This is a genomic window from Buttiauxella sp. 3AFRM03, assembly GCF_003675305.1.
Lineage (GTDB): Bacteria > Pseudomonadota > Gammaproteobacteria > Enterobacterales > Enterobacteriaceae > Buttiauxella > Buttiauxella ferragutiae.
The window spans coordinates 384,915-408,188 of sequence record NZ_CP033076.1 but is presented as its reverse complement, the minus strand read 5'-3'; the positions used below and the strand labels follow the sequence as shown (position 1 = coordinate 408,188).

Annotated in this window: 24 protein-coding genes; 16 read left to right on the top strand and 8 right to left on the bottom strand. The window is 54.4% G+C overall.

The window, feature by feature from the left end:
* Nucleotides 1-47: 47 nt before the first annotated feature.
* The 10 genes from paaB to paaK are packed head-to-tail and all read left to right on the top strand — an operon-like array spanning nucleotide 48 to nucleotide 8,683.
* Nucleotides 48-335: a 1,2-phenylacetyl-CoA epoxidase subunit PaaB gene (gene paaB, locus D8682_RS03100; RefSeq protein WP_121813511.1), complete on the top strand. Its 288-nt coding sequence runs from the start codon at nucleotides 48-50 to the stop codon at nucleotides 333-335.
* An 8-nt stretch (nucleotides 336-343) separates the two neighbouring features.
* The gene (paaC, locus tag D8682_RS03095) at nucleotides 344-1,099 is read left to right on the top strand and encodes a 1,2-phenylacetyl-CoA epoxidase subunit PaaC (protein ID WP_121813510.1); all 756 of its coding nucleotides are present in this window, start codon (nucleotides 344-346) and stop codon (nucleotides 1,097-1,099) included.
* 10 nt (nucleotides 1,100-1,109) lie between these two features.
* Complete coding sequence (paaD, locus tag D8682_RS03090) at nucleotides 1,110-1,610, top strand: 1,2-phenylacetyl-CoA epoxidase subunit PaaD (protein WP_121813509.1); 501 nt, start codon at nucleotides 1,110-1,112, stop codon at nucleotides 1,608-1,610.
* Between the two features lie 7 nt (nucleotides 1,611-1,617).
* Nucleotides 1,618-2,685, top strand: coding sequence for a 1,2-phenylacetyl-CoA epoxidase subunit PaaE (gene paaE / locus D8682_RS03085; RefSeq protein ID WP_121813508.1), 1,068 nt, complete (start codon nucleotides 1,618-1,620; stop codon nucleotides 2,683-2,685).
* Nucleotides 2,685-3,452 (top strand): 2,3-dehydroadipyl-CoA hydratase PaaF, encoded by a 768-nt coding sequence (paaF, locus tag D8682_RS03080; protein WP_121813507.1) that lies wholly within the window; start codon nucleotides 2,685-2,687, stop codon nucleotides 3,450-3,452. Before paaE ends, paaF begins: the two co-directional genes overlap by 1 nt.
* A gap of 2 nt (nucleotides 3,453-3,454) precedes the next feature.
* Nucleotides 3,455-4,240, top strand: coding sequence for a 2-(1,2-epoxy-1,2-dihydrophenyl)acetyl-CoA isomerase PaaG (paaG, locus tag D8682_RS03075; RefSeq protein WP_121813506.1), 786 nt, complete (start codon nucleotides 3,455-3,457; stop codon nucleotides 4,238-4,240).
* Between the two features lie 2 nt (nucleotides 4,241-4,242).
* Nucleotides 4,243-5,724: a 3-hydroxyacyl-CoA dehydrogenase PaaH gene (gene paaH / locus D8682_RS03070; protein WP_121815622.1), complete on the top strand. Its 1,482-nt coding sequence runs from the start codon at nucleotides 4,243-4,245 to the stop codon at nucleotides 5,722-5,724.
* On the top strand, nucleotides 5,714-6,139 hold the full coding sequence (paaI, locus tag D8682_RS03065; RefSeq protein ID WP_064546655.1) for a hydroxyphenylacetyl-CoA thioesterase PaaI: 426 nt from the start codon (nucleotides 5,714-5,716) through the stop codon (nucleotides 6,137-6,139). Before paaH ends, paaI begins: the two co-directional genes overlap by 11 nt.
* Nucleotides 6,136-7,344 (top strand): 3-oxoadipyl-CoA thiolase, encoded by a 1,209-nt coding sequence (gene pcaF / locus D8682_RS03060; RefSeq protein ID WP_121813505.1) that lies wholly within the window; start codon nucleotides 6,136-6,138, stop codon nucleotides 7,342-7,344. Before paaI ends, pcaF begins: the two co-directional genes overlap by 4 nt.
* Before the next feature lie 22 nt (nucleotides 7,345-7,366).
* Nucleotides 7,367-8,683 (top strand): phenylacetate--CoA ligase PaaK, encoded by a 1,317-nt coding sequence (gene paaK, locus D8682_RS03055; RefSeq protein WP_121813504.1) that lies wholly within the window; start codon nucleotides 7,367-7,369, stop codon nucleotides 8,681-8,683.
* 24 nt (nucleotides 8,684-8,707) lie between these two features.
* On the opposite strand, the gene D8682_RS03050 is transcribed toward paaK, so the two are convergent.
* Together D8682_RS03050 and D8682_RS03045 are read right to left on the bottom strand one after the other, a co-directional pair.
* Complete coding sequence (locus D8682_RS03050) at nucleotides 8,708-9,085, bottom strand: transcriptional regulator (protein WP_064546659.1); 378 nt, start codon at nucleotides 9,083-9,085, stop codon at nucleotides 8,708-8,710.
* On the bottom strand, nucleotides 9,082-9,447 hold the full coding sequence (locus D8682_RS03045) for a DUF6516 family protein (protein WP_121813503.1): 366 nt from the start codon (nucleotides 9,445-9,447) through the stop codon (nucleotides 9,082-9,084). Before D8682_RS03045 ends, D8682_RS03050 begins: the two co-directional genes overlap by 4 nt.
* Nucleotides 9,448-9,733: 286 nt before the next feature.
* On the opposite strand from D8682_RS03045, the gene paaX reads away from it, so the two are divergent.
* Together paaX and paaY are read left to right on the top strand one after the other, a co-directional pair.
* Nucleotides 9,734-10,666, top strand: coding sequence for a phenylacetic acid degradation operon negative regulatory protein PaaX (paaX, locus tag D8682_RS03040; RefSeq protein WP_121813502.1), 933 nt, complete (start codon nucleotides 9,734-9,736; stop codon nucleotides 10,664-10,666).
* 9 nt (nucleotides 10,667-10,675) lie between these two features.
* Entirely contained in the window at nucleotides 10,676-11,266 is a 591-nt protein-coding gene (paaY, locus tag D8682_RS03035) for a phenylacetic acid degradation protein PaaY (RefSeq protein ID WP_121813501.1), read from the top strand.
* Between the two features lie 46 nt (nucleotides 11,267-11,312).
* Here the strand turns inward: paaY and feaR are convergent, their stop codons facing one another.
* Nucleotides 11,313-12,221 carry a transcriptional regulator FeaR gene (gene feaR / locus D8682_RS03030; RefSeq protein WP_064546668.1) on the bottom strand — a complete coding sequence of 303 codons (909 nt, stop codon included), beginning with the start codon at nucleotides 12,219-12,221 and terminating at the stop codon, nucleotides 11,313-11,315.
* Between the two features lie 258 nt (nucleotides 12,222-12,479).
* Here feaR and D8682_RS03025 point away from each other — a divergent pair, with 258 nt between their 5' ends.
* The gene (locus tag D8682_RS03025) at nucleotides 12,480-13,979 is read left to right on the top strand and encodes an aldehyde dehydrogenase family protein (RefSeq protein WP_121813500.1); all 1,500 of its coding nucleotides are present in this window, start codon (nucleotides 12,480-12,482) and stop codon (nucleotides 13,977-13,979) included.
* 378 nt (nucleotides 13,980-14,357) lie between these two features.
* Here D8682_RS03025 and D8682_RS03020 read toward each other — a convergent pair whose 3' ends face one another.
* The 5 genes from D8682_RS03020 to D8682_RS03000 all read right to left on the bottom strand — a co-directional run bounded on the left by D8682_RS03020 (nucleotide 14,358) and on the right by D8682_RS03000 (nucleotide 19,359).
* A complete protein-coding gene (locus tag D8682_RS03020; protein ID WP_121813499.1) occupies nucleotides 14,358-15,698 on the bottom strand; it encodes a glycoside hydrolase family 10 protein in 1,341 nt (446 codons plus the stop codon).
* Nucleotides 15,699-15,783: 85 nt separating this feature from the next.
* Nucleotides 15,784-17,052 (bottom strand): FAD/NAD(P)-binding oxidoreductase, encoded by a 1,269-nt coding sequence (locus tag D8682_RS03015; protein ID WP_121813498.1) that lies wholly within the window; start codon nucleotides 17,050-17,052, stop codon nucleotides 15,784-15,786.
* Entirely contained in the window at nucleotides 17,049-17,297 is a 249-nt protein-coding gene (locus tag D8682_RS03010; RefSeq protein WP_121813497.1) for a (2Fe-2S)-binding protein, read from the bottom strand. The genes D8682_RS03015 and D8682_RS03010 overlap by 4 nt, the downstream gene beginning before the upstream one ends.
* Nucleotides 17,294-18,409, bottom strand: a complete 1,116-nt coding sequence (locus D8682_RS03005) for an FAD-binding oxidoreductase (RefSeq protein WP_121813496.1) — start codon at nucleotides 18,407-18,409, stop codon at nucleotides 17,294-17,296. The genes D8682_RS03010 and D8682_RS03005 overlap by 4 nt, the downstream gene beginning before the upstream one ends.
* Nucleotides 18,409-19,359: a 4-hydroxyproline epimerase gene (locus tag D8682_RS03000; RefSeq protein WP_121813495.1), complete on the bottom strand. Its 951-nt coding sequence runs from the start codon at nucleotides 19,357-19,359 to the stop codon at nucleotides 18,409-18,411. Before D8682_RS03000 ends, D8682_RS03005 begins: the two co-directional genes overlap by 1 nt.
* Before the next feature lie 276 nt (nucleotides 19,360-19,635).
* Here D8682_RS03000 and D8682_RS02995 point away from each other — a divergent pair, with 276 nt between their 5' ends.
* From D8682_RS02995 to D8682_RS02985, 3 genes are all read left to right on the top strand, one after another.
* Complete coding sequence (locus tag D8682_RS02995; RefSeq protein WP_121813494.1) at nucleotides 19,636-20,481, top strand: AraC family transcriptional regulator; 846 nt, start codon at nucleotides 19,636-19,638, stop codon at nucleotides 20,479-20,481.
* A 195-nt stretch (nucleotides 20,482-20,676) separates the two neighbouring features.
* Nucleotides 20,677-21,597: a dihydrodipicolinate synthase family protein gene (locus D8682_RS02990; RefSeq protein WP_064546691.1), complete on the top strand. Its 921-nt coding sequence runs from the start codon at nucleotides 20,677-20,679 to the stop codon at nucleotides 21,595-21,597.
* A 60-nt stretch (nucleotides 21,598-21,657) separates the two neighbouring features.
* The gene (locus D8682_RS02985; RefSeq protein WP_121813493.1) at nucleotides 21,658-23,274 is read left to right on the top strand and encodes an aldehyde dehydrogenase (NADP(+)); all 1,617 of its coding nucleotides are present in this window, start codon (nucleotides 21,658-21,660) and stop codon (nucleotides 23,272-23,274) included.

The window sequence follows — 23,274 nt, the reverse complement described above, 5'->3', positions numbered from 1 at the left end:
GGGAGAGGGAATGCCACCATTGACACCCGAATTTGAAGGAAAAACACATGAGCAAAGTTCACTGGCCGTTATACGAAGTATTTATTCGCAGCAAACAAGGTTTATCCCATCGCCATGTGGGTAGCCTGCACGCCGCCGACGAACAAATGGCGCTGGAAAACGCCCGCGATGTCTACACCCGCCGCAGTGAAGGCTGCTCAATCTGGGTGGTGAAGGCGAGCGAAATCATTGCTTCACAGCCTGAAGAACGCGGTGCGTTTTTTGACCCGGCGGAAACCAAAATTTATCGCCACCCGACGTTCTACACCATCCCTGATGGCATCGAGCACATGTGAGGCGTGAAATGACTTATTCCCCGTTAACCACTTACACCCTGCGCCTCGGCGATACCTGTCTGGTGCTGGCACAGCGCTTAACGGCGTGGTGTGGACACGCGCCGGAGCTGGAGATTGACCTGGCGCTGGCGAACATCGGCCTCGATTTACTCGGCCAGGCGCGCAACTTCCTGAGCTATGCCGCTGAACTTCAGGGTGCCGAGTTTGATGAAGACAAACTGGCATTTGGCCGTGACGAGCGCGAATACCGCAATGTGTTGCTGGCTGAGCAGCCGAACGGTGATTTCGCTGACACCCTGATGCGCCAGTACCTGCTGGATGCCTGGCATGTGGTGCTGTTTGAGCGCCTGGCGCTGAGCCGCGATGCACAACTGGCGGCGATTGCCGCGAAAGCTATCAAAGAAGTGCGTTACCACCTGCGCTTCAGCCGCGGTTGGTTAGTGCGTCTAGGCAACGGCACGGAGTTTTCGCAGCAAAAAATGCAGCATTCACTGAACAAACTGTGGCGTTTTAGCGGCGAAATGTTTGAAGCCGACGAGCTGGAAATCGAACTCGCACAACTTGGGATTGCGGTCGACCCGCGCACGCTGCGTACGGCCTGGGAAGAGGAAGTGTTCGGCACGTTGCTGGCGGCCACACTCGTCAAACCACAGGAAGCGCAATATCGCACCGGCGGCAAACAGGGGCTGCATACCGAACATCTCGGCCCGTTGCTGGCAGATATGCAGTACCTGCAACGCGCGTACCCCAATCAGCAATGGTAGTGAGGTAAAGATGCAAACTCTCGATGTGGTGGAACCGGCGCAAACCCGCGAGGTCTGGCGCATTCTCGGGCAAATCAGCGACCCTGAAATCCCGGTACTGACCATCACCGATCTCGGCATGGTACGCAGTGTTCACCATCGTGATGACGGCTGGCACATCGGTTTCACGCCAACCTATTCCGGCTGCCCGGCGACAGATTTTCTGCTGGCGGCGATTCGTGAAGCGATGGAAAAAGCAGGGCACCAACCGGTGCACATCGAACATATGTTGCACCCGGCGTGGACCACCGACTGGATGACGCCAACCGCCAAAACTCGGCTGCGTGAATACGGCATCAGCCCGCCACAAGGGCATGCTTGCCACGCCACATCAGCTGCGGTGGAAGTGAGTTGCCCACGCTGCGGCAGTTTGCACACCTCGCTGATTAGCGAATTCGGTTCTACGGCCTGCAAAGCGTTATACCGCTGTGATAGTTGCCGCGAACCCTTTGATTACTTTAAATGTATTTGAGGTTGCCATGACAACGTTTCATTCGCTAACGGTGGCGCGCATTGAGCAGGAAACTCCTGAAGCGGTTGCCATCACTTTTGCCGTGCCTGCCGAATTGCAGACACATTACGCCTTTAAACCTGGCCAGCATTTGACGCTGAAAACACGTCTCGGTGGCGAAGAGTTACGCCGCTGCTACTCCATTTGCCGCGCCGAACAGCCCGGTGAAATTTGTGTGGCGGTGAAAGCCATCGAAGGCGGGCGTTTTTCGCAGTACGCGGTGAGCGATTTAGCGGCGGGAATGGCGATGGACGTGATGATCCCGCAGGGGACATTTGGTTACCAGCCGCAGCACGACACCGCAGGCAACTATCTGGCGCTGGCGGTCGGTTCCGGCATCACGCCGATGTTAGCGATTGTTAGCGCCACATTAGCGACTGAATCTGACAGCCGCGTCACGCTGGTTTACGGCAATCGCAGCAGCCGCAGCATGATGTTCCGCCAGGCACTGGCCGACTTAAAAGACCGCTATCCGCAACGCCTGCAACTGATTTACCTGTTCAGCCAGGAAGTACAAGAAAGCGAGTTGCTGAGCGGGCGTCTTAATGGCGCGAAACTCAAAGCGCTGGGTGACAATCTGCTCGACTTGAAAGGCTTTGACCGCACCTTTATCTGCGGTCCGCAAAGCATGATGCAGGAATCAGAAGCGGCTTTACTGACGATGGGTGTCGCACAGCAAAACATCTTTATTGAACACTTCAACACGCCTGGCAGCGCGCCAAGCCTGCGTCGCCGTGAGCAAGCAGCAGGCAAAGTGGTGACGCTGCGCCAGGACGGACGCGACCGCAAAATCATCCTCGATTCCGATGACGAAAGCATTCTTGATGCGGCCTTGCGCCAGGGCGCGGATTTGCCTTACGCCTGCAAAGGCGGGGTGTGTGCCACTTGCCGCTGCAAAGTGGTCAGCGGTGAAGTAGAAATGGGCGTTAACTACAGCCTCGAGCCAGACCAACTGGCGGCGGGCTACATCCTCAGCTGCCAGGCGTTACCGAAAGGCGACAACGTGGTAATCGACTTTGATGCGCAGGGGCTTTAATGAACGAGCTACTGATTAGCCAGAATGACCGCGTGCTAACCCTGACGCTTAACCGCCCACAAGCGCGTAACGCATTAAACAACGCGCTGCTCGAACACATTGCTCAGGCGCTGGAAAGTGCGCAACACGATGAAAGCGTTGGTGCGGTGGTGCTCACCGGCAACGAGCGTTTTTTTGCCGCAGGTGCTGATTTAAAAGAGATGGCGAACCGCGATATGCCCGCCACGCTCAACGATCCTCGTCCACAGCTTTGGGCGCGTATCGAACGCTTTAACAAGCCATTGCTGGCGGCGGTAAACGGTTATGCACTGGGCGCAGGCTGCGAGCTGGCGATGCTGTGCGACATCGTACTGGCGGGTGACAACGCCCGCTTTGGCCTGCCGGAAATCACCCTCGGCATTATGCCTGGGGCGGGCGGCACACAACGCCTGATTCGCAGTGTTGGCAAAGCGCTGGCCTACAAAATGGTACTCACGGGCGAAGCGATTAGCGCCGAACAGGCACAGCTTGCCGGACTGGTGGCAGAGGTTTGCCCACAAGCCCTGACGCTGGAATACACCAAAAAACTGGCGGCACGCATCGCACAACATGCGCCACTGGCGTTGCAGGCGGCGAAAACAGCACTGCGCCAGGCGCATGAGCTTTCACTCAGCCAGGGATTACAACATGAGCGCCAGCTTTTCACACTACTGGCCGCCACTGAAGACCGGCAGGAAGGCATTGCCGCATTTCTCGAAAAACGACCCGCTGCGTTTAAAGGACGATAACCATGAATTTCATTCTTAGTGATGTGCAAAACGGCGTGATGACGCTGACTCTCAATCGCCCTGAACGCCTGAACAGCTTTAACGACGAAATGCACCGCCAGTTGGCAGAAGTGCTGACGCAGGCCGAGCGCGACGAGTCCATTCGCTGCCTGCTGATTACCGGTGCCGGGCGCGGGTTTTGTGCCGGGCAGGATCTCAACGACCGCAACGTCGACCCAAGCGGCGATGCACCGGATTTAGGCGCGTCGGTGGAAAACTTCTACAACCCGCTGGTTAAGCGCCTGGCAAAATTACCCAAGCCGGTGATCGCGGCGGTAAATGGTGTTGCCGCCGGTGCCGGAGCCACGCTGGCGCTGGGTTGCGACATCGTGATTGCGGCGCGTTCGGTCAATTTTGTGATGTCTTTCAGCAAGCTAGGCCTGGTACCGGATTGCGGCGGCACCTGGTATCTGCCACGTCTTGCCGGGCATGCACGGGCAATGGGGCTGGCATTAATGGGCGACAAACTGAGCGCAGAACAGGCGCTACAGTGGGGGATGATCTGGCAAGTGGTTGACGACGAAGCGTTAAACGATACCGCCCGCCAGCTTGCCACGCATTTTGCCAGCCAGCCAACCTTCGGCCTTGGTCTGGTGAAGAAAGCGCTGTTTGCCTCAGAAACTAACACGCTGGATGCGCAGCTTGATCTGGAGCGCGATTATCAGCGTATGGCAGGCAGAAGTGAAGATTATCGCGAAGGTGTGTCGGCCTTCCTCGCCAAACGCCCTGCGGTGTTTAAGGGGAAATGATGATGCTGACTCCACAATCGATTATCGCGGTGATTGGCAGCGGCACCATGGGCGCGGGCATTGCCCAAGTTGCCGCGCAAGCCGGGCATCCGGTTAAAATTTATGACATCCAGCCGGATGCCGCCGTTCGTGCTATCGATGGCATCGCCACCGCACTGAGCGCCCGCGTAGCAAAAGGCAAACTCACCGAGTCTGAGAAAAATGCCGTGGTTAACCGCTTAACCGCCGCACAAGAATTGAATGAACTGGCGGATGCTGCATTAGTGATTGAAGCGGCAGCCGAGCAAATCGACATCAAACAGGCGATTTTCCGCGACCTGGCGACCGTCTGTTCAGCAGAAACTATTTTTGCCAGTAACACCTCGTCAATTTCGATTACCGCGATTGCCAGCGGTGTGCCACATCCACAGCGTGTGGCGGGGCTGCATTTCTTTAATCCGGCTCCGGTGATGAAACTGGTGGAAGTGGTGAGCGGGCTGGAAACCGCGCCCGCTGTGCTGGAGAGCCTAACCAGTCTGGCGCTGCGTTGGGGGAAACAACCGGTGCGTTGCCACTCAACGCCTGGCTTTATCGTCAACCGCGTGGCGCGTCCGTTTTATTCGGAAGCCTGGCGCGCACTGGAAGAACAAATTGCCCCTGCGGGTGTGATTGATGCGGCCTTGCGTGATTGCGGCGGTTTCCCAATGGGGCCGCTGGCGCTGACCGATTTAATCGGCCAGGACGTTAATTTTGCGGTGACCTGTTCGGTGTTCAACGGTTTCTGGCAGGAGCGCCGTTTTCTACCGTCGCTGATTCAGCAAGAACTGGTACTCGGTAAGCGTTTGGGTAAGAAAACCGGGCAGGGTGTCTATCGTTGGCCAATCAATGAAGAATTGCCTTATCTGGCCGCGCTGCCTGCCAGCGCGGGTGCACAGCTGATTGAGCGCCACGGGCGTGCGGCCTGGCTAAATAATAGTGATTTCGGTGACAGTGTCACGGATTCATGGTTACAACTGGACGAAGTGCGGGTTGAAGTCACGCAAGGCGAAACAGCAACTCAATTAGCAAAACGGCTGAATTGCCCGGTGGTGCTGATTGATTTGATTAACAACTGGCAGTCATCGCCATTGGTTGTGCTGGCTGCCGCCGCTGGCAATACGCCAGAACAAACCGCCAAAGCGATTCATTTTTTCCAGCAACAAGGCAAACAGGTGCTGGAGATCCGCGATTACCCTGGCCTGTTGGTGTGGCGCACCGTGGCGATGCTGGCAAATGAAGCAGCAGACGCGCTGCAAAAAGGGGTCGCCAGCGAGCAGGACATCGACACCGCGATGCGCCTGGGCGTGAATTACCCGCGTGGCCCGCTGGCGTGGGGCGCGGAGCTGGGCTGGCAAAATGTGCTGCGCCTGCTGGAAAACCTGCAACAACATTATGGTGAGGAGCGTTATCGCCCGACCTCGCTGCTGCGTCAACGCACGCTTCTGGAGACTCAACATGAGCACTAATGCCTGGGCGAATGCCCGCGAAATGTACGCTCGCGACAACTGCGCGCAGCAGATGGGAATTGAAATTCAGGAAATGGGTGAAGGCTTTGCGCGCTTAACCATGACCATTACCACCGCGATGCTCAACGGCCATCAAACCTGCCACGGCGGGCAACTCTTTACCCTCGCGGATACCGCATTTGCTTATGCCTGTAACAGCCAGGGGCTGGCGGCGGTGGCTTCCGGTTGCAGTATCGATTTTGTGCGTCCGGGTAAAGCGGGGGACACGCTGACAGCGATTGCCCAGGTGCGCACTCAGGGGCGGCAGACGGGCGTCTATGACATTGAAATTATCAATCAGGATGAGAAAACCATCGCACTGTTTCGCGGGCGTTCGCACCGTATCGGAACCACTCTCTCTGGAGCCAAACTATGAAAGACGCCTTTATCTGTGATGGTGTCCGCACGCCAATTGGCCGTTACGGCGGCGCACTTTCTTCAGTGCGAGCCGATGACCTGGCCGCAATCCCGCTCAAAGAGCTGATGGCGCGGTACCCGAATCTGGACTGGAACGCGGTGGATGACGTGATCCTCGGTTGTGCCAACCAAGCAGGGGAAGATAACCGTAACGTGGCGCGAATGGCGACACTGCTTGCCGGACTCCCACAGACGCTTTCCGGTACCACCATCAACCGTTTATGCGGCTCCGGTCTGGATGCGTTAGGCATGGCGGCGCGAGCCATCAGAGCCGGTGATGCTGAGCTGATGATTGCCGGTGGCGTGGAGTCGATGTCGCGTGCGCCGTTCGTGATGGGCAAGGCAAATACGCCGTTTCAGCGCCAGGCAGAACTGTTTGATACCACGATCGGCTGGCGTTTTGTGAACCCGCTCATGGCTGAACACTTTGGTACTGACAGCATGCCCGAAACGGCAGAGAATGTAGCGGAGTTGTTAAGCATAAGCCGAGCGGATCAAGATGCGTTTGCCTGGCGTAGCCAGCAACGTGCAGAGCAAGCGCGCATCAATGGCGTACTGGCACAGGAGATCGTGCCGGTGGTGTTGCAAGGGAAAAAAGGAGCGGTGACTGAGGTTCGCGAAGACGAACACCCACGCCATGAAACAACTTTGCAACAACTCAACGCGTTAAAAGCGCCATTCCGCAAAAACGGGGTGATCACCGCCGGTAACGCTTCCGGTGTCAACGATGGTGCGGCAGCATTGATTATTGCCAGCGCATCTGCGGCACAGCGCCATGGTTTAACGCCAAAAGCCCGTATTGTGGCGATGGCAACCGCTGGCGTTGAACCGCGTCTGATGGGGCTTGGACCAGTACCTGCGACCCGCAAGGTGCTGGAGCTTGCAGGACTCTCCATCAACGATATGGATGTTATCGAACTGAACGAGGCCTTTGCCGCGCAAGCGTTGGGGGTATTACGACAGTTGGGGCTGCCTGACGACGCCCCACATGTTAATCCCAACGGCGGCGCGATTGCGTTAGGCCATCCTTTGGGAATGAGTGGAGCCCGACTGGCGCTAGCCGCCAGCCACGAACTACATCGCCGCAATGGCCGTTATGCCCTGTGTACGATGTGTATCGGTGTTGGCCAGGGCATTGCCCTGATCCTTGAGCGTGTGAGCTAATCAAACCTGCGAGTACCCTATAATGATAACCTCTACTACAAAGCTGGAACCGATTGAAACGGCATCAATTGATGAGCTGCAGGCCTTACAAACGCAGCGTATGAAATGGACGCTCAACCACGCCTATAACAATGTGCCGATGTACAAACGTAAGTTCGATGCAGTCGGCGTACACCCTGACGATTTCAAAGAGCTGAAGGACATTCGCCTCTTTCCCTGCACCACCAAACAGGATTTGCGCGACAACTATCCGTTCGACACTTTTGCGGTGCCAATGGAGCAAGTTGTGCGTATTCACGCGTCATCCGGCACCACCGGTAAGCCAACGGTGGTCGGTTACACGCAAAAAGATATTGATACCTGGGCGGATATTGTCGCTCGTTCGCTGCGTGCCGCAGGCGGTACGCCGAAAGATAAAATTCACGTCGCTTATGGTTACGGGCTGTTTACCGGCGGGCTGGGTGCGCATTATGGCGCTGAACGCCTCGGAGCCACCGTTATCCCGATGTCTGGCGGGCAAACCGAGAAACAGGCACAGCTAATCCGCGATTTCCGCCCGGATATGATTATGGTGACGCCGTCCTGGTGTCTGAACCTGATTGAAGAGCTGGAACGCCAGATGGGTGGCGATGCGCGCGATTGCTCGCTGCGTGTTGGGGTGTTTGGTGCAGAACCGTGGACCCACGCCATGCGCCGTGAAATCGAACGTCGTTTGGGTATTACAGCACTGGATATTTACGGGCTGTCGGAAGTGATGGGCCCAGGTGTGGCGATGGAATGCCTGGAAACCACGGACGGGCCAACGATTTGGGAAGATCATTTCTATCCAGAAATCGTTAACCCAATTAGCGGCGTACCGCTGGAAGATGGTGAGCAGGGCGAATTGCTGTTTACCACGCTGACCAAAGAAGCGTTGCCGGTGATTCGTTACCGCACCCGCGACCTGACGCGTTTACTGCCAGGCACCGCGCGCACCATGCGCCGTATGGACCGCATTACCGGCCGTTCAGACGATATGTTGATCATCCGTGGTGTGAATGTGTTCCCGTCACAACTCGAAGAAGAGATTGTGAAATTTGAGCATCTGGCACCGCATTACCAACTGGAAGTGCACCGCGACGGCCATCTCGACACGCTTTCTGTCAAGGTGGAGCTGAAAGAGAGCAGCTTGTATCTGAGCCATGAACAACGTTGCTCGGTGTGCCACCAGTTACGTCATCGCATTAAGTCGATGGTCGGGATTTCTACCGATATCAGCATTGTGAATTGCGGTAGCCTGCCACGTTCGGAAGGCAAAGCGATTCGCGTGTGTGATTTGCGCACAGCGGCGAATCAGTAACAATATCCCGCATTAACATGCGGTTCAGGCTGCGTTAATGCGGGCTTCAAAAGCGCTGTCGACAATGATTTCAAAGTCGGTATACAGCGCTTTAGGTTTTACTTTGCGACCGGTTTTGATTAGCTCAACGAATCCGTGCCTGTTTAGCGCCTGCAAAGTGACAGACAGGTTACTGAGCTGGCGGTTGGACAGCGCCGCAAGTTCGGAGATAGTTTCCGGTTGATGTTCGACCATGAGTCGCAAGAGTGCGATGTTTTCAGGATTCAATATTTGCCCTAAGGCGTTGATTGAGACGAACCATATTTTAGGTTCATCCTCTGCCCGGAGATACTTACCGGACACAATAGCCAGCATATACTTTTGAACCAGTGCATTCGACATGATGCCGATTCTTGCTTTCATTGTTGCTTCCTTCGGTTGATTAGTTCTTCGCTGTGTTTAAAAAAATCTTCCAGCAGTTGTGCCGCAGAGGAAAATTCATATACATGCCCTTTATCGGACGCCGTAAGGTGAACGTGGTCACGGACGATTCGACTACCAAACCTCCCTTTGCCGGCTGCTCTGATGCCATGTGCATTGTCATAACCAAAAATGCGTGTGTTGTACTTGTTATGCAAAGTTAACGAATAACGAACACCATGTGGGCAAAGGACCGTAGGGGCGACCTGCCAGACTTCCGCTTTCCACCAATAACCGTCGTCCATTTGGACCGAGACCCCGTGAAGTTCGAGTAACCACTGCAAGCCAAAATCTTCTCTTTCCATCGAGTAAAATCCTTACTTATGACCGAATCATAATGTTAGTTTGATTTTTATGCAATGGAAGAATGATGGGGAAAAAATGGCAGTACAATACAGAGACTTAATATTGTGGAAACGCCTCGCAAAACTAAAATCAAAACGGTTATGTCGGATGACGCTGCGCTTATCCGACCTACGAAATCTGTATTTTCGAAAAATGTGAATCACATTGTTAATGACATGATTTTTATTATCTTTGTTGTGCTATGTTTTATGTCTTAACGGTTTTAAACGGAATTTTAGTCTGACGATGAGCAACAAACTGGAACAGTTTATTCAGCAGGCGGTCAGCGCCGTTCCCATTAGCGGAACGTCGCTGATTGTCTCTTTGTACGGTGATGCGCTGGCGCATCGTGGCGGAGAAATCTGGCTGGGAAGCCTGGCGACGATGCTTGAATCGTTAGGCTTTGGCGAACGTTTTGTGCGGACCTCGTTATTCCGACTCAACAAAGAAGGCTGGCTTGACGTGGAACGCGTCGGGCGACGCAGTTTCTATCGTCTCACCGAAATGGGGCAGCGTATGACGCGCCGCGCAGAAGCCAAAATCTATCGTGCCGGGCAACCAGAATGGGACGGTAAATGGCTGCTGTTACTCTCGGAAGGGCTTGAGAAAAACACCCTCCTGCAAGTGAAGAAACAACTTATCTGGCAAGGGTTTGGTACGCTGGCACCGAGCCTGATGGCGTCGCCGTCGCAAAATCTGGCGGACGTGCAGAACCTGCTGCATGAAGCCGGAGTTGCCGATAACGTAATCTGTTTTGAAGCCAGTTCGCCGTTGCAGGCATCAAAAACTGCACTTAAAGCGCGCGTCGAAGAATGCTGGTTGTTGACCGATAAAAACGACCGCTACGGCGAATTTATTAACTCGTTTCGCCCGTTGTTGCCGCTATTACGTGAGGCCGATGAAAGTGAACTGACGCCGCTGCGCTGTTTCCAGATCCAACTTCTGCTTATCCACTTTTATCGTCGCGTGGTGCTTAAAGACCCACTGCTTCCTGATGAGTTACTGCCGCCACACTGGCAGGGGCAAAGCGCTCGCCAGTTGTGCATCAACATTTACCAACGCGTTGCGCCCGGTGCGCTGCTGTTTGTCAGCGAGCATGGGGAAACCTCGGTGGGTGATTTGCCACAACCGGGAAGCGGCTATTTTCAGCGTTTTGGTGGAATCAATCTGAACCCGTAAGGAGAAACTATGCCCGTGTATCAAATTGATGGACTCACCCCCGTGGTGCCGGAAGACAGCTACGTGCACCCGACAGCGGTACTGATTGGCGATGTGATTCTCGGCCATCGGGTTTATATCGGGCCGAATGCCAGCTTACGTGGCGACTTTGGGCGCATTATCGTCAAAGATGGGGCGAACGTGCAGGATAATTGCGTGATGCACGGTTTCCCGGAGCAGGATACCGTAGTCGAAGAGGACGGTCATATTGGTCACGGCGCTATTTTGCACGGCTGCTTAATTGGCAAAAATGTGCTGGTTGGCATGAATGCGGTGATTCTGGATGGCGCACAAATTGGCGAAAACAGTATTGTCGGTGCCACGGCGTTTGTGAAAGCGCGCGCCGAGTTTGGCGCGAATCAAATGATCCTCGGCAGCCCGGCGAAGTTGGTGCGTGAATTGCGCCCCGAGGAGATTGAGTGGAAAAAGCAGGGCACGCGTGAATATCAGGAACTGGTGATCCGTTGCCAGCAAACTATGCACCAGGTGGAACCGTTGCGCGAAGTGGAAGCGAATCGCGATGAAAAAACCATAATTAGTGCGCACCAGCCAAAATCGTAAAAGTCGCGCCAGTGGGGGAATCGCGGCTGCGTTATCCCTCGCTAGTTTACTGCCAGCGTTTGCGATATTCCCCAGGCGAAACACCGAAGCGCAACTTAAATGCCGTCGAAAAGTGGCTATGGTCGGTGAATCCCCAGTTATAACCAATTCCGGCTAATTTCTCGGTCGTGCTGACGGTGCGCAGCGCCTGGGCGCACAAATCCAGTCGACGGTTTTTGATGTATTGCGCCACCACCAGACCTTTATCGGCAAACATGCGGTACAGACTACGCACTGACATTCCCGCTTCACTGGCAATCCATTCAGGGCGTAAATCTTCCGACTGAATATTGTTATCAATCAGCCCCATTACCCGCTCAAGTTGCTTGTCACGTTTGGACGGCAGGGCATCGCGCACCTGCAATACCGGGCGCAGCAGGCAAATAAGTGCTTCCAGCGCGGCTTCACTTTCGCAGGCGTTAAGCGTCGGGTTTTTCATGCTTTCATGCAGCAGACGCTGGCTCATTTTCACCACTGGCATCTCGGCGTTGAGGCGATAGGCACAAGGGAGTTCACCTGAACGACGGTTTTGCTCCAGCATATGGCGCGGAACCAGCAATGAAATTTGTTTGGTTTGTTGGGTGTAATTGATGCTGCACGGGCGTGAAGCATCAATCAGCGTGATATCACCGCTGTGCATCACCGCCTGGTTGTTGCCTTGCTCCAGAACGGTTTCACCATCGAGTTGAAACACCGCGTAATACCAGGCGTCGTTGCTGCGAGCGACTTCATATTGGGTACGGAACAGACGTGAATGAGCGGCATCGACGATGCTCAGCTTCATGGCATTGGCGTGATATTCCTGCAAACTGCCGTGGAATCCACCATCCGTGACTTGCCCGGCGAAAGGCCCGCAGGCACGGTTGATATGATCCAACCAACTATCGAAACGCTCGTGATTTGCCGAATCTGCCATTGTTCACCTCACCAATTGCACCAGGGGTGCCACGTGTTAATTCATTGTTACAGCTTGCGCGATACGGGAGAAGCCCTTCGCGTCTGGTATAGGAATTCACTATAGATAAATTGGCCAATAAAACGGCGAGCTTTGTCGCCAAATGCGTGTGCTGTCACAGGGAACAAAGTAATTGTCAGGCACAGGCAAACCTTTTACGCAGCCTGCCCCTAGACTGCTTACCAGGGCTTGTTGCCAATACGATGATAAGGAGAAACTATGTCTGCTAACGCTGTTGCTGTTCTCGAGTCGGTTCAACGTTTTCTGGCGCGCCAGCATGGGCTGTATATCGACGGAAGCTGGCATGCGTCGGCTTCCTCATCACGCCTGAGTGTTTTTAACCCGGCAGATGGCCAACAAATTGCCACCAGTGCCGATGCCAGTGAAACCGATGTCGACAAAGCTGTCACTTCGGCCTGGCGTGCGTTTACCAGCGGCGTGTGGGCGAATATGTTGCCTGCCGCACGCGAAAGAATTCTGCTGAAATTTGCTGACCTGGTTGAACAAAATACCGAAGAACTGGCGCAACTCGAAACGCTGGAACAAGGTAAATCCATTAACATTTCCCGCGCTTTTGAAGTGGGTTGCGCGCTGAACTGGATGCGTTATACCGCCGGGCTGACCACCAAAATCAGCGGACGCACGCTGGATGTATCGATTCCAATGCCGGAAGGGGCGCGTTACCAGGCCTGGACCCGCAAAGAGCCGGTCGGTGTGGTCGCAGGCATTGTGCCGTGGAACTTCCCGCTGCTGATTGGCATGTGGAAAGTGATGCCCGCACTGGCGGCAGGTTGCTCGATTGTGGTGAAACCATCGGAAACCACGCCGCTAACGTTGCTACGAGTGGCGGAATTAGCCAGCGAAGCCGGTATTCCTGATGGCGTATTTAACGTTGTCACCGGCAGCGGCGCGGTTTGTGGGCGTGCGCTGTCACAACATCCATTGGTTGCGAAAGTCAGCTTTACCGGTTCGACCGCCACCGGCAAAGGCATTGCGCGCGCGGCTGCGGATCGTCTGACTCGCGTCACGCTAGAACTGGGCGGCAAAAACCCGGCGATCGTACTGAAAGATGCCGACCCTGAGATGGTGATTGGCGGGTTGATGGCGGGCAGTTTCCTGAACCAGGGGCAGGTTTGCGCCGCCAGCTCACGCATTTACATTGAATCGCCACTGTTTGACACATTAGTCAGCGGCTTTGAGCAGGCGGTGAAATCACTCTCTGTAGGCGCAGGTATGGATACCGGTACGCACATCAACCCACTGGTTTCAAAAGCGCATCAGCAAAAAGTCGCCAGTTATCTGGATGATGCGCAGCGCAAACATGCGGAGTTGATCACCGGGAACACCGCGCCAAAAGGCGAGGGTTATTACATCACGCCAACGCTGGTTGTGAATCCGTCAGCGGATTTGCGCCTGAATCATGAAGAGGTGTTTGGGCCGGTAGTAAACCTGGTGTGCGTCAAAGATGCCGAAGAAGCGTTGCGCCTGGCAAACGACACAGAGTATGGCTTAACGGCGAGTCTATGGACCAACAACATGCAGGCGGCGATGAGTTATACCTCACGCATTCAGGCGGGAACCGTTTGGGTAAACAGCCATACGCTTATTGATGCCAATTTGCCGTTTGGCGGCATGAAACAATCCGGTTCAGGCAGAGATTTTGGCCCGGACTGGCTGGATGCTTATACGGAAACAAAATCGATTTGTGTGCGTTATTAGAATAAATAACCCCGAAATCTTTCGGGGTTCACTTCAAAATGGTGGATGACGCTATCGCTTATCCACCCTACAAAACCCGTTTATTACAATGAGTATTAAAATCAACAATAGCTGTGTCATTAAATAAATATAAACGGTAGTCACAGCTTTGAGATATAACGCTGCGGGGTTTGAAACGGAGCAGTTAGCGAGACAGAGGCTACGGTTTTATTTTTGTTTTAGGTTAGTTTTCGATTTCTGGACGGAGTTGTTGCAAAAACGAGGGGGAAGGTTTTCGAAGGCGGCGCTGACGTGAATTCTGCACTGCAAGAGTGCAGCCAAAAGTGCAGAACCCACGTATCAACGCCAGATTTACATGAAGCTATTAAATTCAATCAATTAAGATTGGTTCCAGCGCTGTTTAAGATAGTTAACTGCTTCCTGGGTTTGCGGCTGGTTGAGGTAGTTCTCTCTGAACAAAATCGTGCCGTTAATTTGTGGCGTCGACTCATTCAAATCGAGCTGTTTTTTCAACTCTGGCACCCCGCCACGAACCATCCAGTCCGGCTCATTCTTTGACGGTTCGCCCACTTTGTACAACGCCACGCCGATGTAAAGACGGGTGTTAGTTGGCTTCACCACATCTGCCCACCATTTTGCCAGCACATCATAACGCGCGGCATCGCGGGCAAAAGGCCAGTACAACTGCGGCGCAATGTAATCCAGCAATCCTTGTTGCACCCACTTGCGGGTATCAGCAAATGATTCGTCGTATGCGGCAGCACCTCGCGTATCGGAACCCATTGGGTCGAATGAGCGATTGCGCCATACGCCCGCAGGGCTAACGCCGAATTCAACGCCCGGTTTCAGCTGTTTAATGGTGCGAGAAACTTGTTCGATTAACTGCTGGGTATTGTGGCGTCGCCAGTCAGCTTTTGAGTTAAATGCCAGGCCATACTTTTTGAATGTCTGGTTATCGTTAAGCGCAGAACCTGGTGATTCGGTATAGAAGTAATCATCAAACTGGACACCATCAATATCATAGCCTTTAACCACTTCCGCCACGATGTTGGTTATCCAGTCGCGTGCTTCCGGAATACCAGGGTCCAGCACGTAACGGTCGCCCGCAGTACGAATCCAGTCGCGATGCAGGACGTAAACACTCGCCGGATTCAACGACAATGTCTGGTTCAGTTCCGCAAGGGTTCGGGGAGTAGTGTTAGTCGAGACACGATAGGGGTTAAACCAGGCATGCACTTTTATGCCGCGCTTGTGTGATTCATCGAGCATAAATTGCAGCGGGTCGTAACCTGGGTCTTGACCAATATTGCCGGTAAGCACGTCAGACCACGGTAAAATTTTTGACGGCCAAAGGGCGGTGCCATCCGGTTTAACCTGGAAAAAGACGGTATTAATCCCGAGACTTTTCAGATTATCCAGCTTGTCGGTCAGCGCTTTTTTCTGCTGGTTGATACGCAGCTCTGGGCTGCTGATATTCACCGATGACACTGGAGGCCAGTCGAGACGGGAAACCGTCGCCAGCCACACACCACGCACAGGTTCCTGGCTTTTCGATTTTCCAGCAACAGGCTTGGTGACTGAAGGCAACGGAGTCACCAGCGATTTCGGTGCTTTGGATGAACAACTGGCGAGCAGAAAAACAGCGGCAACCAGAGCGCATAGCTGTTTTGTTTGTGTGGCCGAGTGAGAAAGGCGAAAGTAGGCGATGATGAACTCCATTTTCTGGTCGTCGCAATGAAAGGATCATTGTAGCTGTATTCTTTGCGTAACCGTAACCAGAAAAGCAGAGTCACCCCGTGGGGCTTTATTCAACATCATCTGCCTGTCGTGGAGTGAGTACCGCCAGTGTTTCAAGCCGCACTGGTGTTAACGGCACTCTCGGCTGCGGTATCGGCCAGTCAAGCAGGTAACGGGCGGCGGTGGCGCAGATTTTCCCCTGGCACGCTCCCATCCCACAGCGGCTATTGAGTTTGCAGGCAGTCCAACCGGCCTGGGTATTGATTTGCCCCAGAGTCACATCTTCACAGCGGCACAAAAAAGTGTCTGCGGCACCCAGAGTTTTAAGTGCCGGATTTAGCAAAAAGGTTTGGCTGACTGCGGTGGCAAAACGTTGCCATTTGCTGCGTTTTGCCAGCAATGCTTGCGCTGCTGCTGTATTACCACTGGCAGCATATCCGGCAATTGCGCCTTCCACCAAAGCGAGTTCACTTCCACCCACACCGGTGCATTCACCAGCCGCATACAGGTTGGTAATACTGGTTTGCTGCCATTCATCAACGGAAATGGCTGCATTTTCTATCCGGCAACCCAACAACATTGCTAATTCGATATTGGCTACCAGCCCAAACCCGCAGGCTAAACGATCACAAGCTATGGTTCGAATTTGTCCACCTTGTTGGACACGAACGGCGGCAAGCCGCTGCTGGCCTTGCGCTTCCAGCACATAACTGTTTGGGCGATAGCATCGGTTAATTAAACCTAATGACTGCCGCACTTTCGCAGGCCACTGCCACAGCCCTTTGGCGAATGTGACGAGTCTGCTCATCGCGGCTTGTTCGGCCAGCAACGTGACTTTACCGCCCGCTTTACTGACGCTGTCGGCAACCGCCAGTAGCAACGGCCCGCTTCCGGCTATCACCACCCGTTCGCCACGCAACGATAAGCCGTTTTTGATTTGTGCCTGTAAGCCACCGGCACCTGTCACCCCCGGTAAAGTCCAGCCAGGGAAGGGCAGTAACAGTTCGCGCGCGCCACAGCATAAAATTAACCGTTGGTAGTCGATAGTCCCGCAACCTTTGTCATTTTCGTACAACAGTTGCTGTGGCCCGCTTTGTGCCACCACTTTGCTGCCGCTGAGCAGGGTAAAGTGTTCTAACGCATCAATGGCTTGCCGATATTGGCGGGCGAGAGCGGGTAACTCGACTTCAGGCCCATCGCGCCAGATTTGCCCGCCAGGACGCGGATTATCATCAAGCATCACGATTCGTTGCTGGCTTTCACCTGCCGCCAGCGCAGCGGCCATTCCGGCAGGGCCAGCGCCGATAATCAACACGTCGCATTGCAGGTTATTCATTTATTCCCACTCCGTTCGATTCTCATCTCGGGCTGGCACAAAGTTTGGCAGGCCAGTCGTTGCACACCATCAATGATGACCCGGCATTCCTGACACACACCCATGCCACAGAAAGCCGCTCGCGGTTGCTGGCTGACGGAAATTCGGCAGTAATCTTGCCCGCTTAAGCTGAGTGCTGCCGCCACGGTGATGCCTTCTGGTACCTGATAAGGTTGTCCGGCGAGGGTTAAGGAGATCAGTTTCATAAGAGGCACTCGTCTGTGGCGAACATACGCGCAGCCAGATAAGGAGTGTCATCAATGGCGGTGCGCTGTTGTTGGATTTGCGCGGCAATCAATGCCGCACTGCCCATCGCCGTGGTGACGCCAAGACCTTCATGTCCGAGCGCCAACCACAGCCATGAATAATCCGGATGGGGACCAAGCAAGGGAAGGCCATCGGCCGACGCTGCCCTAAACCCCGCCCAGCAGCGGATGATGTTCATTTTTGCCAGCTCGGGCAGGTAGTCTGTAGCGCGTTTAAGCATGGTGGCGAGCAAAGGCATGTCGATGGCTGGGTTGAGGGTGTCAAACTGGCGTGAGGAACCAATCAGCAATTGGCCGGTTGGGCGAGCCTGCACGTTAAAGGCCACGGATGTGCCGTCGGAAGCATGCGCACTGGCTCCATAACCTAGATCCACCAGTTGGTGTTTTACCGTGTGTGGATAGCGGTCGGTGATCGCCAGTTGGCCTTTTTTGGCTCGCAGTAGCGGCGTTGCCAGCAGTTTGTCGGCCTGTAAACCACAGGCTAAGGTGATAACCGGTGCGCTAAATCGCTGCCCACTCGCCAAAACCACCGACTGCTGTTCCAGTGCTACGACTTCACCGTAAATCCGCTGGACGGCTTGCCCCGCATCGTCAACCAACCAACGGGCCGCATTCGGGGCGTAAATAATGCCATCTCCCGGCACGCGCAAACCACCGGCTAATCCGCCACGTAGCATCGGTTCAAGTTGTGCCACCTGTTGTGGGGTCAGAAGTTCACTGTTCACGCCAAATGCGGCCATCCGTTGCTGTTTAACTTCCGCAATCGCCATTTCTTCGGGCTTTTCTGCCAGCCACAAGGTACCGCAGTCGCGCCAGGCGCAGTCTTCCGGCATACGGTCGACCACGCTGCGCCACAAATTCAACGAATAACTACTCAGCGCAAGTTCAGCGGGGTTGTCATCCATACACACCAAATGCCCCATGCCAGCAGCGGTCGCGCCAGGGCGTTGGTCGTCAACCAGCAACACCCGTAACCCTTGTTGTGCTAACTGCCATGCGCAGGCCGTACCGATAATACCCGCGCCAATGACAATCGCATCGGCGGTCGCCATTAACGTATCCCCCAGGCAAACGGGTCGCGTTCATCCAGTAACAATTGGCTATCGGCACAGACAAAAGCTTGCCCGCGAATAAACGGTGTCACTGTGTTTCCGGCATTGGGCTGGTAATAACCGCTGAACTCACTGCCGATCACGCTGGCCTGGCGCCAGATTTCACCTGGTAATAATTTGCCATCTGCGGCCAGGCAAGCCAGTTTGGCACTGGTTCCGGTGCCACACGGCGAGCGGTCATACGCTTTGCCAGGGCATAAAACAAAATTGCGGCTGTCGGCCTGTTCGTCGTCGCAGAAGAGTTCAATATGATCGATAACTCCGCCGTCTTCCCCGTAGACACCTGCGTTTTCTAGCGCCTGGCGTACCGCCCAACTGAAGGCGGTTAGGGCTTCAATATTGTTAGTGGCGATGCTCAAGTGATGGTCGCTGATGAGGAAGAACCAGTTTCCCCCCCAGGCAATATCTCCGGTGACTTCGCCATAGCCTTCAACAGACACGGCGACTTGCTGGCGGTAACGATAAGCGGGGACATTTTCGATAGTTACACTGCCATCTTCATGCAACGTTGCGCTCACCGTGCCAACCGGGGTTTCAATCTGGTGTTCGCCCACAGCAATGTGACCAAGATACGCCAGAGAGGTGATGAGCCCAATGGTGCCGTGGCCGCACATGCCGAGATAGCCGCTATTATTGAAGAAGATCACCCCGGCGGCGGCGTGTGGAGAGTAGGGCTGGCAGAGCAACGCGCCCACTAATACATCGTTGCCACGCGGTTCCAGAATGATAGCACTACGCCAGTCATCATAATGTTCAGCGAAAAGCGCTTTACGCTCAGCCATGCTGCCACGGCCCAGGTCGGGAAAACCATCGATAATCAACCTGGTAGGTTCACCACCGGTGTGGGAGTCAATCGCGCGTAATGCGATGAAAGGGGATGCAGGTGTCATGGGTGTCTCTCAATGGTTAATTAAATGTTACCAATAGATTAAGACTGACCGAATCCCGCCATCACGGCTTGACCTTTTTCGGCAACGGCTATGCCGAAATCAGCACAATGCAAAATGGCCTGAGCCCACATCACGTAACTCACCCTTGAAAGAACAAAAGTTTGTGGCAATCCGCATATTCGCTATAACGCGCTTGATAAGTTAAAGAAAAGTTAATATTGATCCAATGGAGTTAAAAATAACCCACTGCAACCACTCGCGGGAAAAGGTATTGCGATGCAATTAATCCCTGGTTTGAAGGCTCCTCCGCAGGCTCTCTGTCTTCCTGAGCCAGAAGCGGAAGAGTGCTTTGCTGTCGATCAACTCAAATTGCTCTGTGATGGACTAGCACAGCAGCGCCCCAGTTCGTTACGTAGTATGTTGAATTCACTGGCATTGATTGCCCCGCTGCTAAACGCTATTCCCAATGTGGTGTTCTTTATTAAAGACAAGCAGGCGCGCTATTTGCTGGCGAACCTCACATTAGCCAAACGTTGTGGTTTTAAAACGGTGACACCGCTATTAGGTAAAACGTCGGCAGATGTTTTCCCGACCCAGTTAGGTTCAGGCTATACCGAGCAAGATCTTCGGGTATTACATCACGGTGTGCAGATTCAGGATCAGCTTGAAATGCACCTGTACAGTGGCCGTGAAACCGGCTGGTGTCTGACGCAAAAGCTGGCGCTGTATGACCGGCAGGGCAAGATTATCGGCATGGCCGGGATTTCACACGACTTGCAGGAAGCGAAGGCCAATCACCCGGCTTATCAACGCCTGGCGGCACTGGATGTCTATATCCGCCAGCATTATGACCGGCCAATCGCAATGGATGAGTTAAGGGCGCTGACCGGCCTTTCGGTTGCGCAAATTGAGCGTTACTGCAAACGTATTTTCCACCTGACGCCGCGCCAGATGATCCACAAAGTCCGGCTGGAGAAGGCCACCGAACTGTTAGCCAGCGATCTGCCGATTACCGATATCGCTATCCAGTGCGGTTATACCGATCACAGCGCTTTCAGCCGCCAGTTTAAAGCCATGACCGGCTCCACCCCTCGCGATTTTCGTGCCACGTTAGTTCCCTAATCCCCTGAAGTTATTACTTTTATGATGTGGCTGCGTCAGTGCTTTTGCTGCGCGCAGCCCGCTAGCATTGTGCCAATTTCGTCCTCGCATTCGGTGAAAACCGTCAAGCCGCTACTGAGAAATCAGGTCAATCTGTTCTCGAATTTCACCAAATATTAACCATCAATTAACAATTAAGGCGAAAGGACAAACACGATGAGCCATAAAGCGATTAACTGGAGCGGTGTGTTCCCTGCGGTCAGTACTCAATTTCGTAACGATTATTCTCTGGATCTTGATGCCACCCATGCGGTGATTAAAAACCTGGTCAAAGACGGTGTGTCTGGCCTGGTGGTTTGCGGCACTGTCGGTGAGAACACCTCCATGACGATGCAGGAAAAACTGGCAGTGATCGAGGTGGCGAAAGACGCCGCACAAGGCAAAGTACCTGTTATTGCAGGGATTGCCGAATTCACCACTGCCTTTGCACAGAATATGGCGCGTGAAGCAGAAAAAGCCGGTGTCGACGGCGTCATGGTGATGCCAGCACTGGTTTATTCGTCCAAACCACACGAAACCGCAGCACATTTCCGCAGTGTAGCCAGTGCCACCAACCTGCCAATCATGGTTTACAACAACCCGCCAATTTATAAAAACGATGTCACGCCAGACATCCTGACCACGCTGGTCGATTGCGACAACATCGTCTGTTTCAAAGACTCCTCTGGCGATACCCGCCGCTTTATCGATTTACGCAATGCGGTAGGTGACCGCTTCGTGCTATTCGCCGGGCTGGACGATGTGGTACTGGAAAGCCTTGCCGTGGGTGCAGAAGGGTGGATCTCTGGCATGTCGAATGCTTTCCCACGCGAAGGGGAAACCTTGTTCCGCCTGGCGAAGCAAAAACGCTTCGAAGAAGCCCTGGCACTGTATAGCTGGTTTATGCCGTTGCTGCATTTGGATGCCCGTCCGGACCTGGTGCAGTGCATCAAATTGTGCGAAGAGCGCGTGGGCCGTGGCAGCGCGGTGACCCGTCCACCACGTTTGGCATTGCAGGGTGAAACTCTGCAAGAGGTGACGGCAATTATCGACGCCGCTCTGGCTAACCGTCCGACTCTGCCTGACGTCGGCCTGTAATCCTCCATGACGGCCCGGCATTTCACCGGGCTTTATCGGGCAATCGAACAGGGGAAACCGATGCCGACTCACAGCACTTACAACCTTAGCGGTAAACAGTTTATTGGCGGGCAGCGGATAGCCAGTGGTGACGCCGAACTCATCAGCCTGCGGGCCGATAATAATCAACCAACTGGTTATCGTTTTTATCAAGCCAGCCCGGCAGAGGTGGATGCCGCAGCACAAGCTGCTGCCCAGGCATTTAATATTTATTCACAAACCAGTGCCGAGCAGCGCGCTGATTTTCTGGCGGCTATCGCCGATGAGCTGGATGCGTTGGGAGAAGACTTTTTTGCTTTTGCCGCACAGGAAACCGCTTTGCCTCTCGCTCGTCTGAACGGTGAGCGCGGCAGAACCAGCGGGCAGATGCGTTTGTTTGCCGAACTGTTGCGCAGTGGCCGCGTGCACGCGGCAAGGATTGATTGCGCATTACCAAACCGAACTCCGTTGCCGCGACCTGATTTACGGCAGTACCGCATTGCACTTGGCCCAGTTGCAGTGTTTGGTGCCAGCAACTTCCCGCTGGCGTTTTCTACCGCCGGTGGCGATACCGCTGCTGCGTTGGCTGCCGGTTGCCCAGTGGTGTTCAAGGCACATAGCGGCCATATGATCACCGCTGAGTTGACCGCGCAAGCGATTGAGCGTGCAGTGCAAAAACAGCAGATGCCAGCGGGCGTTTTCAACATGGTATTCGGCGGCAGTATCGGCGCAGACTTAGTGAAACACCCGGCAATCCAGGCGGTGGGTTTTACCGGTTCATTGCAAGGTGGCAGGGCATTATTTGATTTAGCGATGCAGCGCCCACAACCGATTCCGGTGTTTGCCGAAATGTCGAGCATCAACCCCGTGGTGGTTATGCCACAAGCGCTGGCTCAGCGTGGCAAACAGATAGCCCAGGAGTTGGTTACCTCTTTCACGCTGGGCTGCGGCCAGTTCTGCACTAAGCCTGGGCTAATTATTGGCCAGCGCAGCGCGGCCTTTAGCCAGTTGATCGCCGATTTGCAAAACCATGTTAGTGCTTGCTCACCACAACCAATGTTGAATGCCGGTACCCGCGACCATTATCTGAGTGGTTTGCAAGCATTAGAAAGGCATCCGCAGCTTCGGCATTTGGCAGGGAGCCGGGAAGAACAAGCCCATCTGGCGGTCGCTCAGTTGTATCAGGCCGAAAGCAATTTGCTTCTCAACGCCGACCCTTTGTTGCAGCAAGAAGTCTTTGGCCCGGTGGCCATAGTGGTGGAAGTTGCCGACCGGCAGCAGTTGCTTGCCGCGCTGGATAACCTGCAAGGGCAACTGACCGCCACGTTATTGGCCGATGAAGAAGACCTGGCTGAGGCGAGTTCACTGGCGCAATTACTCACCCGTAAAGCGGGGCGAGTGTTGTTTAACGGCTACCCAACCGGTGTGGAAGTCTGTGAAGCCATGGTGCACGGCGGCCCCTATCCGGCGACCAGCGATGCGCGAGGTACCTCGGTCGGAACCCTGGCCATCGAGCGTTTTTTGCGCCCGGTCTGCCTGCAAAACTACCCGGCCGCACTGTTACCGCCAGCATTGCAGGACAGCAACCCGCTGAATCTGCTGCGCTTAGTTAACGGTGAATACACTCGCGCAGCCCTCCATTCGCCTGCCGGTCAATAA

What these genes read in the sequence shown, in the direction of transcription:
- paaC (WP_121813510.1), top strand. Translation starts at nt 344, where the DNA reads ATGACTTATTCCCCGTTAACCACTTACACCCTGCGCCTCGGCGATACC.
- paaB (WP_121813511.1), top strand. Translation starts at nt 48, where the DNA reads ATGAGCAAAGTTCACTGGCCGTTATACGAAGTATTTATTCGCAGCAAA.
- paaY (WP_121813501.1), top strand. Translation starts at nt 10,676, where the DNA reads ATGCCCGTGTATCAAATTGATGGACTCACCCCCGTGGTGCCGGAAGAC.
- D8682_RS03045 (WP_121813503.1), bottom strand. Translation starts at nt 9,447, where the DNA reads ATGGAAAGAGAAGATTTTGGCTTGCAGTGGTTACTCGAACTTCACGGG.
- D8682_RS03005 (WP_121813496.1), bottom strand. Translation starts at nt 18,409, where the DNA reads ATGGCGACCGCCGATGCGATTGTCATTGGCGCGGGTATTATCGGTACG.
- D8682_RS03010 (WP_121813497.1), bottom strand. Translation starts at nt 17,297, where the DNA reads ATGAAACTGATCTCCTTAACCCTCGCCGGACAACCTTATCAGGTACCA.
- D8682_RS03000 (WP_121813495.1), bottom strand. Translation starts at nt 19,359, where the DNA reads ATGACACCTGCATCCCCTTTCATCGCATTACGCGCGATTGACTCCCAC.
- paaD (WP_121813509.1), top strand. Translation starts at nt 1,110, where the DNA reads ATGCAAACTCTCGATGTGGTGGAACCGGCGCAAACCCGCGAGGTCTGG.
- pcaF (WP_121813505.1), top strand. Translation starts at nt 6,136, where the DNA reads ATGAAAGACGCCTTTATCTGTGATGGTGTCCGCACGCCAATTGGCCGT.
- D8682_RS03025 (WP_121813500.1), top strand. Translation starts at nt 12,480, where the DNA reads ATGTCTGCTAACGCTGTTGCTGTTCTCGAGTCGGTTCAACGTTTTCTG.
- D8682_RS02995 (WP_121813494.1), top strand. Translation starts at nt 19,636, where the DNA reads ATGCAATTAATCCCTGGTTTGAAGGCTCCTCCGCAGGCTCTCTGTCTT.
- paaH (WP_121815622.1), top strand. Translation starts at nt 4,243, where the DNA reads ATGCTGACTCCACAATCGATTATCGCGGTGATTGGCAGCGGCACCATG.
- paaX (WP_121813502.1), top strand. Translation starts at nt 9,734, where the DNA reads ATGAGCAACAAACTGGAACAGTTTATTCAGCAGGCGGTCAGCGCCGTT.
- D8682_RS02985 (WP_121813493.1), top strand. Translation starts at nt 21,658, where the DNA reads ATGCCGACTCACAGCACTTACAACCTTAGCGGTAAACAGTTTATTGGC.
- D8682_RS03050 (WP_064546659.1), bottom strand. Translation starts at nt 9,085, where the DNA reads ATGAAAGCAAGAATCGGCATCATGTCGAATGCACTGGTTCAAAAGTAT.
- D8682_RS02990 (WP_064546691.1), top strand. Translation starts at nt 20,677, where the DNA reads ATGAGCCATAAAGCGATTAACTGGAGCGGTGTGTTCCCTGCGGTCAGT.
- paaK (WP_121813504.1), top strand. Translation starts at nt 7,367, where the DNA reads ATGATAACCTCTACTACAAAGCTGGAACCGATTGAAACGGCATCAATT.
- paaG (WP_121813506.1), top strand. Translation starts at nt 3,455, where the DNA reads ATGAATTTCATTCTTAGTGATGTGCAAAACGGCGTGATGACGCTGACT.
- paaI (WP_064546655.1), top strand. Translation starts at nt 5,714, where the DNA reads ATGAGCACTAATGCCTGGGCGAATGCCCGCGAAATGTACGCTCGCGAC.
- paaE (WP_121813508.1), top strand. Translation starts at nt 1,618, where the DNA reads ATGACAACGTTTCATTCGCTAACGGTGGCGCGCATTGAGCAGGAAACT.
- D8682_RS03020 (WP_121813499.1), bottom strand. Translation starts at nt 15,698, where the DNA reads ATGGAGTTCATCATCGCCTACTTTCGCCTTTCTCACTCGGCCACACAA.
- D8682_RS03015 (WP_121813498.1), bottom strand. Translation starts at nt 17,052, where the DNA reads ATGAATAACCTGCAATGCGACGTGTTGATTATCGGCGCTGGCCCTGCC.
- paaF (WP_121813507.1), top strand. Translation starts at nt 2,685, where the DNA reads ATGAACGAGCTACTGATTAGCCAGAATGACCGCGTGCTAACCCTGACG.
- feaR (WP_064546668.1), bottom strand. Translation starts at nt 12,221, where the DNA reads ATGGCAGATTCGGCAAATCACGAGCGTTTCGATAGTTGGTTGGATCAT.